Genomic DNA, 19,273 nt, shown 5'->3' with positions numbered 1-19,273 from the left:
CCGGTTTCCCAGTCAGTGCATGAAGCCGCTTGAATCCCGTTCGGTTTCATACTTGCCGCAGCGCCGGCATCGCCTGTAACGCTCGCCATCCTCGGTGCTTTCGATGTGCCAGTCGTGGCTGAGATTCAGTTTGCAGAGCAGCATCTTGAGCATGGCGGACTCCGTTTCAGACGCGGCGGCCGGGCTCGATGTGGCACCTCACCGCACCTCCAATTTTAGGATGCAAACTGCCCCGCGCGCAGGATCCCAGCCTGCTCCGCGCACCCTTCCCGGCCATCCGGCGTCGTTCTAAGCTGTTCCGTACGTGCGTTGCCATCCACCCAACAGGAGGTTGCCAAGTGACCGTGAAGCTCAACAAGAAGGCGTTCGACCACGCCAAACACCTGATCCGGGATGGCAAGGTAGCCAAAGACGAACGGGACGACTGGAGCGAGCACTCGCCCTCAACCAAGGACGAGAACGCGTTCCTGGACAAGCACGGCTTCGCTGACTACGGAAAGTGGTACCTCGGCGTCGACGATGAACACCCGGACAACCAGAAGGGGCACTACAAGTTTCCGATCGGCGATTTCAAGAAGATCCACCGCTGCGGAGTCATCTCGGCTGAGAGCCGGGCCGGACAATACGACTACGACGACATCCGCGACGCCCTCGGGAAGCTGCTGGAACAGATCGACGAGGAGTGAACGGCAGCAACAGGGAATGAATGCTGCGGCTCCCTCAGCGGATGCGGTCGGAGTCCAGGTCGTCGTCCAGGTTGCGGTCGGTGCGCGCGTTGGCAGCGCCTTCCTTGAGCAGGTCGCGGATTTCTGCGAGGAGAGCAGTGTCGGCCGGAAGCGGTTCTTCCTCCGGCTCCTCGGTGGCCAGGCGGTCCTTGACCATTGAATTGATCTTGTTCATGGGCGCCACAAAGATGAAGTAGACCACTGCGGCGGTGATCAGGAACGTCACCAGTGCCGTCAGCACAGCACCCAGGTTGACGAAGGTGGCCGGGTTGTCCTGCCAGATGCGGAAGCCCAGGCCATCCGCATTCACACCGCCTGCTGCGGCGATCACGGGGTTGATGATGTTGTTGGTGAATGCGGTGACCAACGCGGTGAAGGCACTGCCGATAACGACGGCGATGGCCAGCTCGATCACGTTGCCGCGGAGTATGAAGTCCTTGAAACCCTTAAACATGTCATGTCCTCTGATTGGTGCGGGGCGTATGGCTCCAGCAGAGATCAAACTACCACTGCGGGGTTTCAAGAAGGTGCAGCGGGGCGAGGGAGCGATCGGAAAATGCGGCCGGGATGTGAGCGAGCATCGGCAGTGATGGATGCCCGCTCACATCCCGGCCCACTTTTGCGGATGCCCGCTCAGATCCTTTGCACGCCCTAACCGAACAGGGCCCGGGTGTGGTCGTTGAGGAAGATGCCGCGGGGGTCGAACTCACGGCGAACCTGGAGGAACGTGTCCAGCTCCGGGTAGAGGCGTTCCAGCCGGCTCCGGGTCATGAAGTGGATCTTGCCCCAGTGTGCCCTTGGTTCGAAGTCCTGGAGCACGGCGTCGGCGTCGCGGAAGAACTGCCAGTAGTCCGTCCCGGGCTTGGTGGTGAGCGTAATGACCGTGCTGTCGCGGCCCTGGAACTGTGACATGTAGGCATCGTCGGCCTTCACCCAGCGGACTTCCACGGGGTACTTCTGGTCAGGGTGCTTGGAGCGGATCAGGTCCTGGATGGCTTCCGTGGCCGCCAGCCCGTCCTCGCTGCGGACAAAGTATTCGAGCTCGTGGAACTGCGTGGTGAAACCGCCCGGGTAGATCCGGTATGAACGGTCCAGCCGCGCGCCCTCGATAGTGGAGATGCCAGACTCGTCCTTCAGGTCCATCACGTTGTAGCGCTTGGTGTAGCTCCGGTTGGCCATATTGTGGTCCGGCGAACCGGGGAGGTCCAGGAGTTCGCAGGAGTCCTCCTCGGGGCACCACAGGAACGAGTAGTGCCGGTTGGAGTCGATGTCTTCCTGCCAAGTAGCCGCCGTCTCGGACCACGTCGGATAGGTGATTTCCTCCTGCAGGTAGTACTTGTCATCCACCTCGAGTTCGACCTCAAGGAAGATCCCCAAAGTCCCCAAGGCCACCTGGGCCGCACGGAGTTCGCGAAGCTGTCCTTCGCCGATCTCCACTATCTCGCCGTAGCCGTTGATCAGTTTCACCCAGCGCAGCTTTGACGAGAAGCTTCCAAGGTCCTTGCCGGATCCGTGGGTGCTGGTGGCCAGGGCCCCGGCGATCTGCTGCTTGTCGATGTCGCCTTGGTTGCTGAGCGCGAGGCCCTGCTCCCAGAGCGGGTCGCCGAAAGCGTTGATGGTGGTTCCGGCCAAGGCCCGGGCACGGCGATTCAAGCGGTCCGTTCCGGTGATCCCGGTGAGCTTGGACATGTCCAGCAGGACGCCACCGGTCTGCACCAGGGGAGAGGACGAATGTCCCGAGCCAGCCGCCCGCACCGGCAGGCCCTCGCGGATGGCGAACCGTACGGCGTCGAGAGTCTCCTGCTCATTCCTTGGCTGGACGGTGAAGACGGGAGTCGAGGTTTGGTTGCCGCCCCAGTTGGTCCACGGGACCTCGGTCTGGAAAGGGGCCGACGGCGTGGCTGCAGGCGGTGCCGAGGGAACGATGGGGTTCACAGTGGTCATTTCACAAAGCTCCGTTGCTTCTCTGGTTTCGCGTAGTGGGGCTTACGCGCCGTGGTTAATCATGACGTGCTTGGTCCGGGAGTAGTCATCCAGGGCGTAGAGGGAGAGGTCACGGCCGTAGCCGGAACCCTTGAACCCGCCCCAGGGAACCTCGTTCGCCAGCACCAGGTGGGCGTTGACCCATACCGTGCCGAAGTCCAACTGCTTGGGGACGCGGAGTGAAAGGCTGGAATCCTTGGTCCACACGGAGGCGGAGAGGCCGTAGGGACTCTCGTTGGCGCGGGTCACGGCTTCCTCGGTGCTGCTGAAGGATTCCACGGTGACCACAGGGCCGAAGATCTCGTGCGTCGCTATGGGCGCTCCCGCCGGAACGCCGGTGATGACGGTCGGTTCGATGAAGAAGCCGGTCCCTTCAAGAGCGGACCCACCAAGGGCGATGGTCAGTCCCGCGGAACGGGCTTCTGCCAGCGCTTCCTTGACGCGTTCGAAGTGCGGCCGGGAAATCATGGGGCCCATCTCCACCGTGTCCCCGGCATCCGGGGCACCCACCACCAGCGAACCCACCTCTTCAACCAGGTGTTGGGTGAATTCCTCGGCCACCGACTCGTGGACCAGCACACGGCAGGCTGCACCGCAGTCCTGGCCCGCGTTCCAGTACCCGGCGTTCCGGACGCCGGCAGCGGCAGCCCGGAGGTCGGCGTCGGGAAACACCACAACGGGAGCCTTGCCGCCCAGCTCAAGGTGGACGCGTTTGACGGAACGGGCCGCCGTTTCCGCAACGGCCTGGCCACTGACGACGCTGCCGGTCAGCGCCACCAGTGCGATATCGGGGTGCTCCGACAGCCGCTGGCCCACTGTCCGGCCTTGGCCGGTCACGACGTTGAGGATGCCGTCCGGGATGCGACCGGCCAGGAGTTCGACGAGCTTCAGCGTGGAGAGCGGCGTCTGTTCCGAGGGCTTCATGACGATGCTGTTGCCAGCAGCCAGGATAGGCGCGATCTTCCAGGCGGCCATGAGGAGCGGGTAGTTCCACGGGGTGATGACGCCAACCACGCCCACCGGCTCACGAAGGATCACGGAGGTGTGGTCGGTCGCGTAGTCCCCACCTGCCATGGAGGTCAGCGTCCGGGAGGCGCCGGCCATGAAACGGAAGGTATCGATGGTGCTGGTCACGTCGTCTTCGGCGACCGCCAATGGCTTGCCTGTGTTGGCGGACTCGATGACTTCAAATGCCTCGCGGTTGGCTTCGATGATGTTCGCGATGAGGTTCAGGACGTCTGCGCGCTCCTTCGGGGTGGTGGCACCCCAGGTTTTCTGGGCTTCGACGGCGGCTGCCACCGCGGCGTCCACATCGGCCGCGGTGCCCGCCTGGACAGAGGTGATGATTTCCTCGGTGGCGGGATTGACGACCTCGATCAGGTTGCCGGAAGCAGCGGCGGGAACGAAGGATCCATTCATGAAGTGCCCGGTGGGCGGAAGGACCGCGGAGACATCGGAGGTGCCTTCGGCACGGTGGACGGTGAACGTCTCGGACTGGGTGGTGGTCATGATGCTTCGCTTTCAGATGAGGTCTGGTCAGATGAGGTCAGGGGTGAGGGAGCTGGATGGAAAGGGGGCGGCTTCTGTCTTCTTGCCGAACAGGCGGGCCGCAACGTAGTAAAGCGGTGCGACGACCACCAGGCCGACGATCCAGGAGATGTCCACACCGCCCATGGCCGCAGCCAGCGGCCCGGTGTAGATGGCGGTTGCTGAGAAGGGCACCTGGATCAGGGCGCCTGCTATGTACGAACCGATGGCGACCCAATTGAACCGCCCGTACACGCCGCCGTCGCGTTTGAAGAAGTCCTCTACGCGGTATTCGCCGTGCTGCAGCAGGTAGTAGTCCACCAGGTTGATGGCGGTCCAGGGGACCAGGACGTACATCAGGAAGGACAGGAAGTTGGTGTAGAAGAGGATGAAGTTGTCGCGGGCGAACAGGGCGATGGAGACAGCAAGGATAAAGAGCACGACGGCGGCCACGCTGCGGGTTTTCGCGCGGGGAAGCCAGGTGGGCTTGAAGGTCTGTCCGATGGTCAGTGCGCAGAGGACGCCGCAGTAGAGGTTCATGGCGTTGGAGGCTGCTACGCCCAGGCAGAAGATGCCGACGATGATCAGTGTCCAGGGTTGGAGGAGGGTGCCCAGGCTGCCGACGATCTCTACGTCGCCGGCGCTCATGGACACTGCCAACGTGCCAACCAAGGCACCCAGGAGCATGGGGAAGAGCGTACCCAGTACGCAGCCTGAGTAAGAAGCCCAGAAGGCCGGGGCGGACCCCGTGCCTTGCGGCATGTAGCGGGAATAGTCTGAAACGTAGGGCGCGTAAGCCAACTGCCACAGGGCCGAGACGGAGATGGTGCCCATGAAGCCCACCCAGTTGAAGTTGCCTTGCTCCAGGAAGTTGGCTGGAAGACCATGCACAAGGAATATCCAGCCGAAAGCCAGCAGCAGCGCCAAGCCTGCCGCTACGCTCAAAATACGGGCGTAGGCGTGAATGAGCCGGTAGCCGAAGATCGTGGCGATGACGCTGACCACACCGATGATGATGATGCCCGCGTCAACGCTGATTCCCGGGCTGACGGCGGCCAACGCTTCGCCGCCGAACACCAGGTTGGCGGCGAAGAATCCCACGTACATGACCACCACGATCACCACGATCAACAGGGCGCCGAACGAACCGAACTGGCCGCGGGTCTGGATCATCTGGGCAACCCCGAGCTGGGGTCCTTGAGCAGAGTGCAGGGCCATGAAAATGCCGCCGAGCAGGTTGCCGATGATGATGCCGACGATCGCGGGGATGAAGCTCAAACCGAACACCGTGGTTGCGAGGCCGCCGGTCACGATGGTCATGATCATGATGTTGGAACCAAACCAGATGGTGAACAGGTCCCGGGCCTTGCCGTGGCGTTCGTTGAGGGGAATCGGCTGGATGGTCTTGTCCTCAAGCCGCGGAACCTCTGTTGCCTGTTTCGTGGATGACAGCGTACTCATGATGCGCTCCGGGACACCGATTCGAGTTCACGGATTTCGGAGGCCTTGCTCCGGTTGACCATCAGGGCGAGGAGGTCGAAGACCAGCGTGGCTGCGGCCACCGTGGTGATGTCTGCGTGGTCGTAGGCGGGAGCGACTTCCACCACGTCTGCTCCGACGATGTTGATGCCGTCCAAACCGCGGAGCAGGGCAAGGAGTTCGCGGGAGTGGAGCCCGCCCATCTCCGGGGTGCCGGTGCCGGGAGCGTAGGAAGGGTCCAGGACGTCGATGTCGATCGAGACATAGACAGGCGTGTCGCCAAGGCGTTCCTTGACCCGCTCGATCGCCGCCGGAACACCCATGACGTCCAGGTCCGAGCAGCGGATGATCTGGAAGCCGAACTCGTGGTCCCGGAGGAAGTCGTTGCGGTCATATACCGGTCCGCGGATACCCACATGCATCGACTTGTCCTCCACCAGCAAGCCCTCCTCGAAGGCGCGGCGGAAGATGGTGCCGTGCGTGATCGGCTGGTCGAAGTACGTGTCCCACGTGTCCAGGTGGGCGTCGAAATGCAGGAGCGCAACCGGCCCGTGGACCTTGTGCAGTGCCCGCAGCATCGGCAGGGCAATGGTGTGGTCGCCACCGATGGCTACCAAGCGCTTCGATTCGCTGATGAGGGGCAGGGCCTGCTCCTCGATTTCGCGAACGGCGCGGGTGATGTCGTAAGGGGTGCAGGCGATGTCGCCTGCATCAACGACCTGGGCTTCGTACACGGGCTCGACGTCGAGCTCGGGGTGGTAGCCGGGGCGCAGGAGACGCGATGCCTCGCGAACCGCGGCAGGGCCAAAACGGGCGCCGGGCCGGAAGGAGGTTCCGCCGTCGAACGGCACGCCGACAATGGCGATGTCGTAGTCCGGAACGCGGTCGATCTGGGGGAGTCGGGCGAAGGTGCCGAGGCCGGCGTAGCGGGGAACCTTGGTTGCGTCTACGGGGCCGATGGGCTGGTGCGTGGTCATGGCTGAATCCTTCGAGTAGCTGGGTGCTCGCCGTTGAGCGGGAAGTGCATAACTCAATTCTTGGTGACCCCGATCACTGCGGATAGCGGTACATTGACTACAAATGGTCGGGGTGTTTAGACAAACGTCTAAAGGCCCCGAAACAAGACCCAGGAGTCATCATCCATGGCCATCACCGTCGCCGAACTCGTGGCCGAGCCGCAGCTCGCTCTGACCCTCCTGGCCGGCGCCAGCGGCACCGGCAACCGCATCACGTGGGCCCACACTTCCGACCTGCCGCGATTGTGGGAGTGGGTCACCGGCGGCGAACTCATGATGACCAACGGGCTCTCGATCCCGGCGGACCCGGACGGTCAAGTGGCGCTCGCAGAGGCCTTGGTGGATGCCGGTGCCAGTGCGTTGGCGATTGGCGAGAAGATGCACGCGCCGCCGCTGACGGAGGAATTCCTGCAGGCCTGCGACCGGCTTCCCCTGCCCCTGATCAACATCCCATACCCGCTCCCGTTCATCGCCATTGCGCGGTCCGTGGCCGAGTCGTCGCTGCTTGAGGAATCGCGGCGGCTTCGGCAGACGGCCCGGGTGTACGACCTCCTCCGCACGGCCGGCGCCTCGGAGGACCACTGGCAAAGCCTGGTGCTGCGGCTCGCCACGGAGCTGGATTCGGAGCTGTTCGTGGTGGACCGCCGTTGCCTCCATCCATGGCACCCCGAGGGGCAGTCCCTGCCGGAATTCCTTGTGGAGGAATGGTCGCCGCACCCGGGCCAGGTCTCGGTTGCGGGCAAGAACTTCCAGTGGCACCGGATCCGCGGCCGGCACGTCCTCACCATGGCCATTCCCACCCACGCGAACGCGCTGCTGGTGGTGCTGCCGGGCAGCGAACCGCACCCTGACGCCGTCGTGCTCCTGCATGCCGCAACCGTGCTGGGACTGCAGCTGGCCCGGATTGTCCTCTCGCTCGAAGGCCGCCACCGGCTGGCCGGTGAGTTCCTGCTGCAGGCGCTGGATGGCCGCCTCGGGACAGCGGAAATGGAGCGGCGACTGGAGGCGTTCGAGGTCCCTCCGCAACGCTTCGTGGTCGCCTCGATGTCCGCGGACGACGCCGACAAGCTGGCAAGCGTGCACATCGAACTCTGGCGGCATGCGACATCGGCAGCTTCACTGAGGCGGAACGACCGGCTCCACGTGGTGGTCGCGGCTGACTTGGCGGACGAGTTGCTGATCCACTGTACGGGCTTGGGAACCACCATCGGTGTGAGCTCCGCATCCGCGGTGGGCGGGCTTCAACAAGCCTTGCAGGAGTCGTTGTGGGCGCTGGGTTCGGCCAAGGCGAACAAACTGGGGCTTGCCCGGTACGCCCAAGGGCCAAGCTGGCTGGGTTTGACCGGATTCGAGGAAGGAAGCGCATTGGTCCAGCGGCTCCTGGGCCCGGTTTTCGAATACGAGCAGCGCCAGGACGGTGACCTCATGGTCACGCTGAAAACCTATCTCAACTCACAACGCTCGTGGCAAAAGACGGCTTCCGCCCTCTTCACGCACCGGCAAACCATCATCTACCGGATCCGGAAAATCGGTGAGCTGACAGGCCTGGATATGGGTGAAACCTCAACGCTGGCGCAGCTCTGGCTGGCCTTGCAAATCCACGAGGCGATGCACGGTTAGGCCCTTCTTCAAACCCAGCGGGAAACGTCCGCCTTGCCATTGTCAGCGACCAGCCGCTATGGTGTGAAGCGTGTCACCGAGGTGGCGCACACGCTTTTGATCTGCGGCGGGAGAGTCCTGCCGGGTACATCCAGTCAGGCGCCGTAGGAGCAAATCCTCCCCAGGAATCTCTCAGGCCCATGTACCGCCGCGGCGAGGCAACTCTGGAAAGCAGTCCGGGCAACCGGGCTCACCGACGGTGCAAGTGGACCTTGCCAAGAACACAGTCCACGGAATCTCTCAGGTCCAATACAGAGCGGGGAGGAACCCATATTCACCATGGCGCTCAGCGGGCGCCTGAATCCTGGAGTTCCTCTTGACTGTTAAATCCTCCCCAACCGCTTTCGCGGACCGGCATATCGGCGCCCGTCGCCAGGCCGATGTTGAGACCATGCTCAAGGCCATCGGCTACGACTCCGTCGATGGCTTGGTTGACGTGGCCGTTCCCGATTCCATCCGCCAGTCATCGCCGCTCGCCCTGCAAAAGGCGCTGAGCGAGACCCAGGTCCTGGCCGAACTCCGCAAGCTCGCGGCGAAGAACAAAACCGCCGTCCAGATGATCGGCCAGGGCTACTACGACACCATCACGCCCCCGGTCATCCGCCGCAACATCCTCGAATCCCCGGCCTGGTACACCGCTTACACGCCCTACCAGCCGGAGATTTCCCAGGGCCGCCTCGAAGCGCTCCTGAACTTCCAAACCATGGTCCAGGACCTCACGGGCCTGCCCATCGCCAACGCTTCCCTCCTTGATGAAGCCACCGCAGTGGCCGAGGCCGTGCTGCTGATGCGCCGCGCCAACAAAGCTGTGAAGGACGGCAAGACCGTCCTGGATGCCGACCTCCTCCCGCAGACCATCGCGATCGTGAAGGGCCGCGCCGAGGCACTCGGCTTCGAAGTTCTCGTTGCGGACCTTTCCGCAGGACTGCCCGACGGCGACATCAACGGCGTCGTCCTCCAGCAGCCGGGCGTTTCCGGCCGGGTTTTCAACCACGCTCCCGTGATCGCGTCCGCGAAAGAACGCGGCGCGCTGGTCACTGTGGCCGCCGATTTGCTGGCTCTCACCCTCATCACGCCCCCGGGCGAGCAAGGTGCGGACATCGCCGTCGGAACCGCCCAGCGCTTCGGCGTTCCGCTGTTCTTCGGCGGCCCGCACGCCGCGTACATGGCTGTCCGCACCGGTATGGAGCGCACGCTTCCGGGCCGCATCGTCGGTGTTTCCAAGGACAACGCCGGCGTGCCCGCGTACCGCCTCGCCCTGCAGACCCGCGAGCAGCACATCCGCCGCGAGAAGGCCACGTCCAACATCTGCACGGCACAAGCCCTGCTCGCTATTGTTGCCTCGATGTACGCGGTCTACCACGGCCCTGAAGGCTTGAAGGCAATCGCCGAAACCGTCCACGGCCACGCCCGTGTGCTGGCTACCGCGCTGCAGAAGGCAGGCCGTGAACTCGTCTCCGACTCCTTCTTCGACACCCTCACCGTCCGCGTTCCCGGCAAGGCGGACAAGGTGATCGGTGCCGCCGAGGCGCGCGGCATCAACCTCCGCTACATCGATGAGGACACCGTGGGCGTTTCCGTCGATGAAACCACGACGCCGGAAGTCCTCTCCGCAGTCGCCGTCGCCTTCGGTGCCGGTCCGGTAGGGGACGCCGCCGGGTTCGAACTGTCCGCCGACGTGGTCCGCACTTCCGATTTCCTGCAGCACCCGGTGTTCAACACGCACCGTTCCGAGACGCAGCTGTTGCGCTATATCCGCAAGCTGTCCGACCGTGACCTCGCGCTGGACCGGACCATGATCCCGTTGGGTTCGTGCACCATGAAGTTGAACGCCACTGCCGAGATGGAAGCCATTTCCTGGCCGGAGTTCGCCTCGATCCACCCGTTCGCTCCGGACTCCCAGACCGAGGGTTGGCGTGAGCTGATCACTGGTTTGGAAGCCGACCTGACGGAGATCACCGGCTACGACCAGGTCTCCATCCAGCCCAACGCCGGTTCCCAGGGTGAGCTGGCCGGTCTCCTCGCGATCCGCGGCTACCACTTGTCCCGCGGCGATGACCAGCGCAACGTCTGCTTGATTCCGGCTTCGGCCCACGGCACCAACGCTGCCTCGGCCGTGCTTGCGGGCATGAAGGTCGTGGTTGTGGCTACCGCTGCCGACGGCACGATCGACCACGCTGACCTGGCTGCGAAGATCGAGGCCAACCGCGACGTGCTCTCGGCGATCATGATCACCTACCCCTCCACGCACGGTGTTTACGATGCCGATGTGGTTGAGGTGTGCGATGCCGTGCATGAGGCCGGTGGCCAGGTGTACGTGGATGGCGCGAACCTCAACGCGCTGGTCGGTTTGGCCCAGCCGGGCAAGTTTGGCGGCGATGTCTCGCACTTGAACCTGCACAAGACCTTCTGCATCCCGCACGGCGGTGGCGGACCCGGTGTTGGTCCCGTTGCTGCGAAGGCGCACCTCGCTCCGTTCATGCCCGGTGATGCCAACAAGGCTTCCTCCGAGGGCGGCGTGGCTATCTCGGCTTCCCGCTTTGGTTCGGCCGGCGTGCTCCCGATTTCCTGGGCCTACGTGAAGCTCATGGGCGGCGAAGGCCTCACCGAAGCCACCAAGTCGGCACTCCTGGCCGCCAACTACGTTGCTTCCCGCCTGGACGAGCACTTCCCGATCCTCTACACGGGCGATGGTGGACTCGTGGCGCACGAGTGCATCCTGGACCTGCGCGAACTGACCGCACGCACCGGCGTTACGGCCGAGGACGTGGCCAAACGCCTCATCGACTTCGGCTTCCATGCCCCGACCTTGGCGTTCCCGGTTGCAGGCACGCTGATGGTTGAGCCGACCGAGTCCGAGGACCTCGCCGAAATCGATCGCTTCATCGAGGCCATGATCACCATCCGCGCCGAGATCGAGCAGGTTGCTGCCGGTGACTTCTCCGTGGAGAACTCTCCGCTTCGCAACGCGCCGCACACGGCAGCCGCCGTCGTGAATTCCGTTTGGGAGCGCGACTACCCGCGTGAGCAGGCCGTCTTCCCGGTGCCGAGCCTCAAGCAGGACAAATACTTCCCGCCGGTGGGCCGGATTGACGGTGCGGCGGGTGACCGCAACCTGGTCTGCTCCTGCCCTCCGATCGAAGACTTTCAGAACTAAGGAACCCGACTATGTCTGAGAACTACACCGCTCTCTTCGAGCAGCACAAGAAAGCCGGCGCCTCCTTCACGGACTTCGGTGGCTGGCAGATGCCCCTCAAGTACACCTCCGAACTCGCCGAGCACCACGCAGTCCGTAACGCCGCTGGCCTGTTCGACCTTTCCCACATGGGCGAAGTCTGGGTGACCGGACCGGAAGCTGCCGCGTTCCTGGACTACGCCTTGGTGGGCAAGTTGTCCGCGATCGCTGACGGGAAGGCGAAGTACTCGTTGATCTGCGATTCCGACGGCGGAATCATCGACGATCTCATTTCTTACCGTCGGTCCGAGGACAAGTACCTCGTGGTTCCGAATGCGGGGAACGCTGCGGTTGTCGCCGCGGCCTTGCTCGAGCGCGCCGCCAGTTTCGACGTTGTCGTGGAAGACGCCTCCGCTGAGACGTCCCTCATCGCGGTCCAGGGCCCGAACGCCGAAGCGATCCTGCTGAAGCTCGTCCCGGCCGGGCAGCATGCCTTGGTCACGGAGCTGAAGTACTACGCCGCCGTCGAGGTTTCGATCAACGGTGACGAGCTGTTGTTGGCCCGCACCGGCTACACGGGCGAGGACGGGTTCGAGATCTACGTCCCGAACGCCGATGCACCTTCCCTGTGGGAGGCGCTGCTCGAAGCCGGCGAAGGCCACGGACTCATCCCCGCCGGCCTGGCAGCCCGCGACTCCCTCCGCCTCGAAGCCGGCATGCCCCTTTACGGCAACGAACTTTCCCGGCACATCAACGCCTACGCAGCCGGGCTCGGTCCCGTGGTGGCGTTGTCCAAGGAGGGGGACTTCGTGGGCAAGGAAGCACTGGCGGCGATCAAGGCTGCCGGTGTTGGAACCACGATCGGGCAGAAACTCGTCGGCCTCAAAGGTGCCGGACGTCGCGCAGCACGCGGTCACTACCCGGTCCTCAAGGATGGTTCCCTGATCGGAGAGGTGACCTCCGGCCAGCCGAGTCCCACGCTCGGTTACCCGGTCGCGTTGGCGTATGTCGACGTCGAGCATTCCGCCCCGGGCACCACCGTTGACGTCGACCTCCGCGGAAAGGCGGAGCCGTTCGAAGTCGTCGCGCTGCCTTTCTACAAGCGCCAAAAGTAGTCACGAGAGAAGGAATTGATATGAGCAAAGTTGTTGCCGAGCTGAAGTACTCGGCTGAGCATGAATGGGTTGCTGCAGATGGCGGCGGGCCGGTGGGTATTGGAATCTCCGCCGTTGCTGCGGACGCCCTGGGCGACATCGTCTACGTGGACCTGCCCGAGGTCGGCTCCGCAGTGACCGCGGGGGAGACCTGCGGCGAGGTGGAATCCACCAAGTCCGTCTCCGACCTCTACTCGCCCGTGACCGGTGAGGTGACCGAGATCAACGACGCCGTCGTCGACGATCCCGCCCTCATCAACAACGACCCCTACGGTGCCGGCTGGCTCTTCAAGGTCGCCGCCACCGAAGAAGGTCCGCTCATGACGGCCGAGGAATACGCAGCAGCCAACGGAGGCGAACTGTGAACCCGGTATCGGTGACTGAATTCGAGCAGGTTGTATCGCCGTCGTTGGACGCCGACCTCGCCACGCTGGACCCCGAGATCGCGGCAAAGATCGACGACGAACTCGGCCGCCAGCGCGGGGGCCTGGAAATGATCGCCTCCGAGAACCACACCGCGGTTGCCGTGATGCAGGCGCAGGGTTCGGTGCTGACCAACAAGTACGCCGAGGGCTACCCGGGCAAGCGCTACTACGGCGGCTGCGAACACGTTGACGTGATCGAACAGCTCGCGATCGATCGCATCAAATCGCTGTTCGGCGCCGAATACGCCAACGTCCAGCCGCACTCCGGTGCGCAGGCCAACGCCTCCGTGATGCACGCCCTCATCAAGCCGGGCGACACCATCATGGGCCTCAACCTGGCACATGGCGGACACCTCACGCACGGCATGCGGATCAATTTCTCCGGCAAGCTGTACAACGTGGTCCCGTACGGCGTCCGGGAGGACACCCACACCGTGGACATGGCCGAGGTGGAGGCACTGGCGCAGGAGCACAAGCCTGCACTGATCGTGGCCGGCTGGTCCGCATACGCGCGGCAGCTGGACTTCGCCGAGTTCCGCCGGATCGCCGACTCCGTTGGCGCCTACCTCATGGTGGACATGGCGCACTTCGCGGGCCTCGTGGCCGCGGGCCTGCACCCCTCGCCGGTCCCGCACGCCCACGTCGTCACCAGCACCACGCACAAGACCCTCGCCGGTCCGCGCGGTGGCATCATCCTGTCCAATGACGCCGACATCGCCAAGAGGATCAATTCGGCTGTGTTCCCGGGCCAGCAGGGTGGACCGCTGGAGCACGTGATCGCAGGCAAGGCCGTGGCGTTCAAGATCGCCGCGTCCGAGGAATTCCGTGAGCGCCAGTCGCGCGTCCTGGCAGGCGCCCGGATCCTCGCCGAGCGGTTGGTCCAGCCCGACGTCGCCGCGGCCGGTATCTCCGTGGTCTCCGGCGGCACGGACGTGCACCTGGTCCTCGTGGACCTGCGCAACTGCGAACTCGACGGCCAGCAAGCCGAAGACCGGCTCGCCGCGATCGACATCACCGTCAACCGCAACGCCGTCCCGTTCGACCCCCGTCCGCCCATGGTCACCTCCGGCCTGCGCATCGGCGCTCCCGCGCTTGCGACGCGCGGTTTCGGCGAAGCAGCCTTCCGCGAGGTTGCGGACATCATCGCCGAAGCATTGATCGCCGACGCCGACGCGGACCTCTCGGGGCTGCGTCACCGCGTCGAGACCCTCGCCGAAGCACACCCGCTTTACCCGGAGGTCGCGAACCTGGGCTAAGCCTCGAGGGGTTCGCCCGGCGGGCCTGACGTCCTCTGCGGGCTCGGTTGCGGCCTGGCGGCCGTTGGGGCCGGCATCCTCCGCGTGCTCGGTCGCGAAGACGCCCGCTGGGCGGACGTGACGCTCCCTTAGACGCACGCTTCCGGATGCCGGCCCCAAAGGGCCAAGGGTTGGATCCTCCGGGTTGGGGACAGGACTCGCGGGCTCGTTTGTTTTGAGAAATGGGACCACCTGCCGGGGGTGGGCTCGTATTGATCTACCCGGGTGGGGTATTTGCTGGGAACGAATGCCTCACATTAATACCGGGTTTGGAGGTTTGTACTGGACCTCCGCGGGGGCTGGGCCGCCTTGGCTCGGGATTTGGCCCAGCCCCCATCTTCTTGTTTTGCCTTCCACCTGCTTTTCTCCTTCAACCCAGAGAGGATCCCGGCTATGGCTGTTGGTGTTTTCGATCTGTTCTCCGTGGGCATTGGCCCGTCGAGCTCGCATACTGTGGGGCCGATGCGTGCCGGGGCGGTGTTCGCCCGGGAGCTCAAAGAGTCCGGAGTCCTCGACTCCGTGGCGGGGTTGCGGGTGGACTTGTACGGGTCGTTGGCTGCGACCGGAAAAGGGCATGGCACGTTCACGGCGACCCTGCTGGGCCTTGAGGGCTTCGAGCCCGAGTTGATCCTCCCCGACGAGGTGGAGGAGCGCTTGGCTTCCATCGCCGAGACGGGCAAGCTCAACCTCGCCGGAGGGCTGCTCCTGCCGTATGCGGTGGAGGATATGGTGTTGCATCCGTTGACGGTGTTGCCGCGGCATACGAACGGGATGAAGTTTGCTGTTTCTGATGCTGAGGGGAACGTGCTGAGGGAGGCGACGTTTTTCTCGGTGGGTGGTGGGTTCATTGTCCGCGAGGGCGAGGAAGACGCGGCGCAGCAGGAACTCGAGGAGTCGAAGCAGGAGTTGCCGTTGCCGTTCCGGACGGCGGCGGAGTTGTTGGGCCGGTGCTCGTCGAAGGGCCTGGGCATCAGCGACATCATGTTGATCAATGAGCGGGCGTCCCGGTCCGAGGAGGAGATCCGGGAAGGGCTCTTGCATATCTGGTCTGTGATGGAGGCCTGCGTTGAGACCAGTCTGAAGCGTGAGGGTGTGTTGCCGGGCGGTTTGCGGGTGAAGCGTCGTGCGCCTGATTGGTTGGAGCGGTTGTTGAAGGAGGACAAGGACCGCAATGATCCGAAGTATTGGCAGGAGTGGGTGAACCTGATCGCCCTGGCCGTGAATGAGGAGAACGCGTCCGGTGGGCGGGTGGTGACGGCTCCGACCAATGGTGCGGCGGGGATTATCCCGGCGGTGCTGTATTACGCGTTGCATTACGCCCCGGGGATGGATCAGGCCAGCCAGTCGGACCGGGATGATGTGGTGGTGCGGTTCCTGCTCGCTGCCGGTGCGGTGGGGGTGTTGTACAAGGAACAGGCCTCGATTTCCGGTGCCGAGGTGGGGTGCCAGGGTGAGGTGGGGTCGGCGTCGTCGATGGCTGCTGCGGGGTTGGCTGAGGTGATGGGTGGTTCCCCGGCTCAGGTGGAGAACGCGGCGGAGATCGCGATGGAACATAACCTGGGTCTCACGTGTGATCCGATCGGGGGGTTGGTGCAGATTCCGTGTATTGAGCGGAACGCGATTGCTGCGGCGAAGGCGATCAATGCCGCGAAGATGGCGTTGTGGGGTGATGGCACGCACCGGGTGTCCCTGGACGAGGTCATTGTCACGATGCGCGAGACCGGCAAGGACATGTCCCACAAGTACAAGGAAACCGCGATGGGCGGCCTCGCCGTCAACGTCGTCGAATGCTGAAAACCACATCCGGATTTAAGACGAAGGAAAACCATGACCTTGGCACCTGAAGGTCGTAAGTTGCTGCGTATCGAGCAGCGTAACGCTGCGGTCCCTGTTGAGCGTAAGCCGGAGTGGATCAAGGCGAAGGTCCAGATGGGGCCGGAGTTTGTCGGGTTGAAGAACCTGGTGAAGAAGGAAGGCCTGCACACGGTGTGTGAGGAGGCCGGGTGCCCGAACATTTTCGAGTGCTGGGAAGACAAGGAAGCGACGTTCCTGATCGGCGGGTCCGAGTGCACCCGGCGGTGTGATTTCTGCCAGATCGATACCGGCAAGCCCTCCCCGCTGGACCGGTTCGAACCCACCAAGGTGGCCCGGTCCGTGCAGGCCATGCAGCTGCGCTATGCCACCGTGACCGGGGTGGCCCGTGACGACCTCGAGGACGAGGGCGTGTGGCTGTATGCCGAAACGGTCCGCAAGATCCATGAACTGAACCCCGGCACCGGGGTGGAGTTGCTGATCCCGGACTTCTCCGGCAAACCCGAACACATCGCCGCGATCTGCGACTCCAAGCCCGAGGTGTTCGCCCACAACGTGGAGACCGTGCCTCGTATTTTCAAGCGCATCCGGCCCGCGTTCCGCTACGAACGCTCCTTGGATGTCATCACGCAGGGCCGGGACCTGGGCATGGTGACCAAGTCCAACCTGATCCTGGGCATGGGCGAGACCCGCGAGGAAATCTCCGAAGCCCTGCGGGACCTGCACGCCGCCGGGTGTGACCTGATCACGATCACCCAGTACCTGCGCCCGTCCGAACGGCACCTGCCCGTGGACCGGTGGGTCAAGCCGCAGGAATTCGTGGACCTCCAGCACGAGGCCGAGGAGATCGGCTTCCTCGGCGTCATGTCCGGCCCGCTGGTGCGTTCCTCCTACCGCGCCGGCCGGCTCTGGGCCACCGCGATGCGCAAGAAGGGCTGGGCCATCCCCGAAGCCCTGGCCCACATCGAGTCCTCCGGAACCACCCGCCAGGAAGCCTCCACCATCCTCGCCGCCCACAGCTAGGCCACGGCCGGCGCACGGCCGGAACTGTGCAGGCCACCCGGCCCGGAAATGAGGGTGGGGACAAATACTACGACGGCGGTCCGCCCACCTCCCACGGTGGGCGGACCGCCGTCGTCATGGGAACAAGCGCGGGCCCGTGAAGCAGCCTCGCCACGTTCGAACACCAGCGCATTTTTGGCTCAAGACGGCCACAATGTTGACGCACCCCCTCCAAGCCCGCCGTCCACATTCCGGACAAGAAGCCCAAAAGCCGGAAATGGACGCAGAAAAACTGAGTACCGCTCCAGGAGCCCCCAACGTGGACCGGGGCACCGGTGTCCAGCATCCCCCGATTCCAGTACTGGCGCGGAAATCCACCTTGCGCAGAGGCCGCACCAGGAGTCCCCCCGCTGGCCTTCACCAGCGTGGAACCAAGTAGTCCCCTTTCGGAAAAATGAGTACTTAAAGCGAATCAGGACGTATTCCTGAACGGTCGGTCGGCGCAAAAAATGGCGTACTTCCAAGGGTGGCAAGGGGGTGGCGGCAGCCAGAAATATTGGGGCATCGCTTCATCCGACAAACCCGATCGGATGCTGGGGGTGCGAGTCGGCTCCCCGGGGACGCACAACAACAGAGGAGTCAAAATGCAGAAGCTTTCCAGGAAGAGCCGTATCACCGCCGCCGTCGCAGGTGTGGCATTGGTAGCAGTCGGCGGCGGCGCGGCCTACGCCTACTGGACCACCACGGGTTCGGGCAATGGCACGGCCACCAACTCGTCCGGTGGCGGCACGGTAACCCTGCACGCCGCATTCGACGCCGGGCTTGCCCCGGGCAACCAGGTTCCGGTGGCCTACACGGCCGACAACGCGACCACGTCCGGCACGGTGGTAGGCGAGCTGAGCGCCACCGTCAGCACCAACAACGCCGGCTGCCTCCCGTCCTGGTTCACCGTGACCGCGGTGACCGGCAACAACCACGTTGCGGCCAACACCAGCGGTGTGTCCGTGGGCTCCGGCATCCTGACGTTCAACGACAGCGCCACCGAGAACCAGGATGCCTGCAAGTCCGCTGTCGTGACCGTCAACGTCACCAGCAAGTAAAACTCCGGCAGCCGGGCCCACCCATCTGGGAGGTGGACCCGGCTTCCGCATCCCGCTCACGAGTCCATCAGGAGAGCTTTCATGGATCACCGGTCTCAGCGAAAAACACCCGTCTTCCGCGTCGGGGCACCTGTCCGCGCCCTCCTGCTGGCCTTGGTGGTGGCGTTCATTCCCGTCACGGCGCTGGCTGCGAGCGGTGGCCAGGGCACGCCGTCGAAAGCTCCCAAGGGAATCACGGTGTCATTGACGCCGTCCAGCCGCACCGTGGACCAAGGACAGGCGGCCACGTATACGGTCATTGCGACGTCCACGGGCGGCTTTTCGGGCCCGGTTACGTTCGCAGCCGCGGGCCTTCCGGCGGGCACGACGGCGGCATGGTCGCCGTCGTCGGTATCCTTGCCTGCGGGCGGAACCGCCCAGGTGACCCTGACATTGGGCACCGCACCGACCACTGCCGTTGCCAAAACCAACTTCACCGTCACCGGCTCCAGCGGCACCGTCAAGTCCAATGCGGCTCCGGGGCAGTTGCAGGTGCTGGAAGTGAAGCGGAGCTTCGGGATTTCGGGCTCCGTGGCCGGGGTCCTTGCTCCCGGCACATCGCGGCCGATCGATCTTCACCTCACCAACACCAGCAACAAGGGCTTCGGAGTCACCAACCTGACGGTAGCCATCAGCCAGGTGGTCCGGATGCAGACAGCAGTGGCAGCGAACCTTCCGTGCACCGTATCGGACTACCAGCTCACGCAGTACTCCGGCACTTACCCGCTGTCCATCCCGGTGGGAACCAGTTCGTTGTCCGGGTTGGGTGTTCCACAGGCCGCATGGCCGCACGTAAAGATGCTGGACACCCTGCAGCTGCAGGACGGATGCAAAGGTGCGACCATCCACTTCACGTACTCCGGCACTGGACAGGCGGACTGA

The 19,273-nt window shown here is 64.2% G+C and carries 17 protein-coding genes and 1 riboswitch; of the genes, 10 read left to right on the top strand and 7 right to left on the bottom strand.

Annotated elements, in window-relative coordinates; all coding sequences use genetic code 11:
* Window positions 1-12: 12 nt before the first annotated feature.
* A complete protein-coding gene (locus tag ACUYMZ_RS20175) occupies window positions 13-153 on the bottom strand; it encodes a hypothetical protein (protein WP_481605614.1) in 141 nt (46 codons plus the stop codon).
* Window positions 154-338: 185 nt separating this feature from the next.
* On the opposite strand from ACUYMZ_RS20175, the gene ACUYMZ_RS20170 reads away from it, so the two are divergent.
* Window positions 339-686: a hypothetical protein gene (locus ACUYMZ_RS20170; protein ID WP_481605612.1), complete on the top strand. Its 348-nt coding sequence runs from the start codon at window positions 339-341 to the stop codon at window positions 684-686.
* Window positions 687-720: 34 nt separating this feature from the next.
* Here the strand turns inward: ACUYMZ_RS20170 and mscL are convergent, their stop codons facing one another.
* From mscL to speB, 5 genes are all read right to left on the bottom strand, one after another.
* Window positions 721-1,179, bottom strand: coding sequence for a large conductance mechanosensitive channel protein MscL (gene mscL, locus ACUYMZ_RS20165; RefSeq protein ID WP_426004801.1), 459 nt, complete (start codon window positions 1,177-1,179; stop codon window positions 721-723).
* Between the two features lie 197 nt (window positions 1,180-1,376).
* The gene (locus ACUYMZ_RS20160; RefSeq protein WP_481605610.1) at window positions 1,377-2,669 is read right to left on the bottom strand and encodes a D-arabinono-1,4-lactone oxidase; all 1,293 of its coding nucleotides are present in this window, start codon (window positions 2,667-2,669) and stop codon (window positions 1,377-1,379) included.
* A 42-nt stretch (window positions 2,670-2,711) separates the two neighbouring features.
* Window positions 2,712-4,217 (bottom strand): aldehyde dehydrogenase family protein, encoded by a 1,506-nt coding sequence (locus ACUYMZ_RS20155; RefSeq protein WP_481605608.1) that lies wholly within the window; start codon window positions 4,215-4,217, stop codon window positions 2,712-2,714.
* Window positions 4,218-4,244: 27 nt separating this feature from the next.
* A complete protein-coding gene (locus tag ACUYMZ_RS20150) occupies window positions 4,245-5,696 on the bottom strand; it encodes a purine-cytosine permease family protein (RefSeq protein WP_481605606.1) in 1,452 nt (483 codons plus the stop codon).
* Window positions 5,693-6,691, bottom strand: coding sequence for an agmatinase (gene speB, locus ACUYMZ_RS20145; protein WP_481605604.1), 999 nt, complete (start codon window positions 6,689-6,691; stop codon window positions 5,693-5,695). Before speB ends, ACUYMZ_RS20150 begins: the two co-directional genes overlap by 4 nt.
* Before the next feature lie 165 nt (window positions 6,692-6,856).
* Between speB and ACUYMZ_RS20140 the strand changes: the two genes are divergently transcribed.
* The 7 genes from ACUYMZ_RS20140 to lipA all read left to right on the top strand — a co-directional run bounded on the left by ACUYMZ_RS20140 (window position 6,857) and on the right by lipA (window position 17,273).
* Window positions 6,857-8,350, top strand: coding sequence for a PucR family transcriptional regulator (locus tag ACUYMZ_RS20140; RefSeq protein WP_481605602.1), 1,494 nt, complete (start codon window positions 6,857-6,859; stop codon window positions 8,348-8,350).
* Between the two features lie 97 nt (window positions 8,351-8,447).
* A riboswitch (glycine riboswitch) is annotated at window positions 8,448-8,547 on the top strand.
* A gap of 158 nt (window positions 8,548-8,705) precedes the next feature.
* On the top strand, window positions 8,706-11,546 hold the full coding sequence (gcvP, locus tag ACUYMZ_RS20135; RefSeq protein ID WP_481605600.1) for an aminomethyl-transferring glycine dehydrogenase: 2,841 nt from the start codon (window positions 8,706-8,708) through the stop codon (window positions 11,544-11,546).
* An 11-nt stretch (window positions 11,547-11,557) separates the two neighbouring features.
* Window positions 11,558-12,679, top strand: a complete 1,122-nt coding sequence (gene gcvT / locus ACUYMZ_RS20130) for a glycine cleavage system aminomethyltransferase GcvT (RefSeq protein ID WP_481605598.1) — start codon at window positions 11,558-11,560, stop codon at window positions 12,677-12,679.
* A gap of 20 nt (window positions 12,680-12,699) precedes the next feature.
* Complete coding sequence (gcvH, locus tag ACUYMZ_RS20125) at window positions 12,700-13,083, top strand: glycine cleavage system protein GcvH (protein ID WP_481605596.1); 384 nt, start codon at window positions 12,700-12,702, stop codon at window positions 13,081-13,083.
* Entirely contained in the window at window positions 13,080-14,399 is a 1,320-nt protein-coding gene (gene glyA, locus ACUYMZ_RS20120) for a serine hydroxymethyltransferase (protein WP_481605594.1), read from the top strand. Before gcvH ends, glyA begins: the two co-directional genes overlap by 4 nt.
* 432 nt (window positions 14,400-14,831) lie before the next feature.
* Window positions 14,832-16,232 carry an L-serine ammonia-lyase gene (locus ACUYMZ_RS20115; protein WP_481605592.1) on the top strand — a complete coding sequence of 467 codons (1,401 nt, stop codon included), beginning with the start codon at window positions 14,832-14,834 and terminating at the stop codon, window positions 16,230-16,232.
* Window positions 16,233-16,265: 33 nt separating this feature from the next.
* Window positions 16,266-17,273 carry a lipoyl synthase gene (lipA, locus tag ACUYMZ_RS20110; RefSeq protein ID WP_426007037.1) on the top strand — a complete coding sequence of 336 codons (1,008 nt, stop codon included), beginning with the start codon at window positions 16,266-16,268 and terminating at the stop codon, window positions 17,271-17,273.
* On the opposite strand, the gene ACUYMZ_RS20105 is transcribed toward lipA, so the two are convergent.
* A complete protein-coding gene (locus ACUYMZ_RS20105; RefSeq protein WP_481605590.1) occupies window positions 17,270-17,437 on the bottom strand; it encodes a hypothetical protein in 168 nt (55 codons plus the stop codon). The genes lipA and ACUYMZ_RS20105 overlap by 4 nt on opposite strands.
* 459 nt (window positions 17,438-17,896) lie before the next feature.
* On the opposite strand from ACUYMZ_RS20105, the gene ACUYMZ_RS20100 reads away from it, so the two are divergent.
* Both ACUYMZ_RS20100 and ACUYMZ_RS20095 read left to right on the top strand, forming a co-directional pair.
* The gene (locus tag ACUYMZ_RS20100) at window positions 17,897-18,352 is read left to right on the top strand and encodes a hypothetical protein (RefSeq protein WP_426004785.1); all 456 of its coding nucleotides are present in this window, start codon (window positions 17,897-17,899) and stop codon (window positions 18,350-18,352) included.
* A gap of 81 nt (window positions 18,353-18,433) precedes the next feature.
* Window positions 18,434-19,273, top strand: a complete 840-nt coding sequence (locus ACUYMZ_RS20095; RefSeq protein WP_481605588.1) for a COG1470 family protein — start codon at window positions 18,434-18,436, stop codon at window positions 19,271-19,273.

This window comes from Arthrobacter sp. T572 (genome assembly GCF_056780115.1).
The sequence above is the reverse complement of the archived record's forward strand: the minus strand, read 5'-3'. Positions and strand labels throughout refer to the sequence as shown.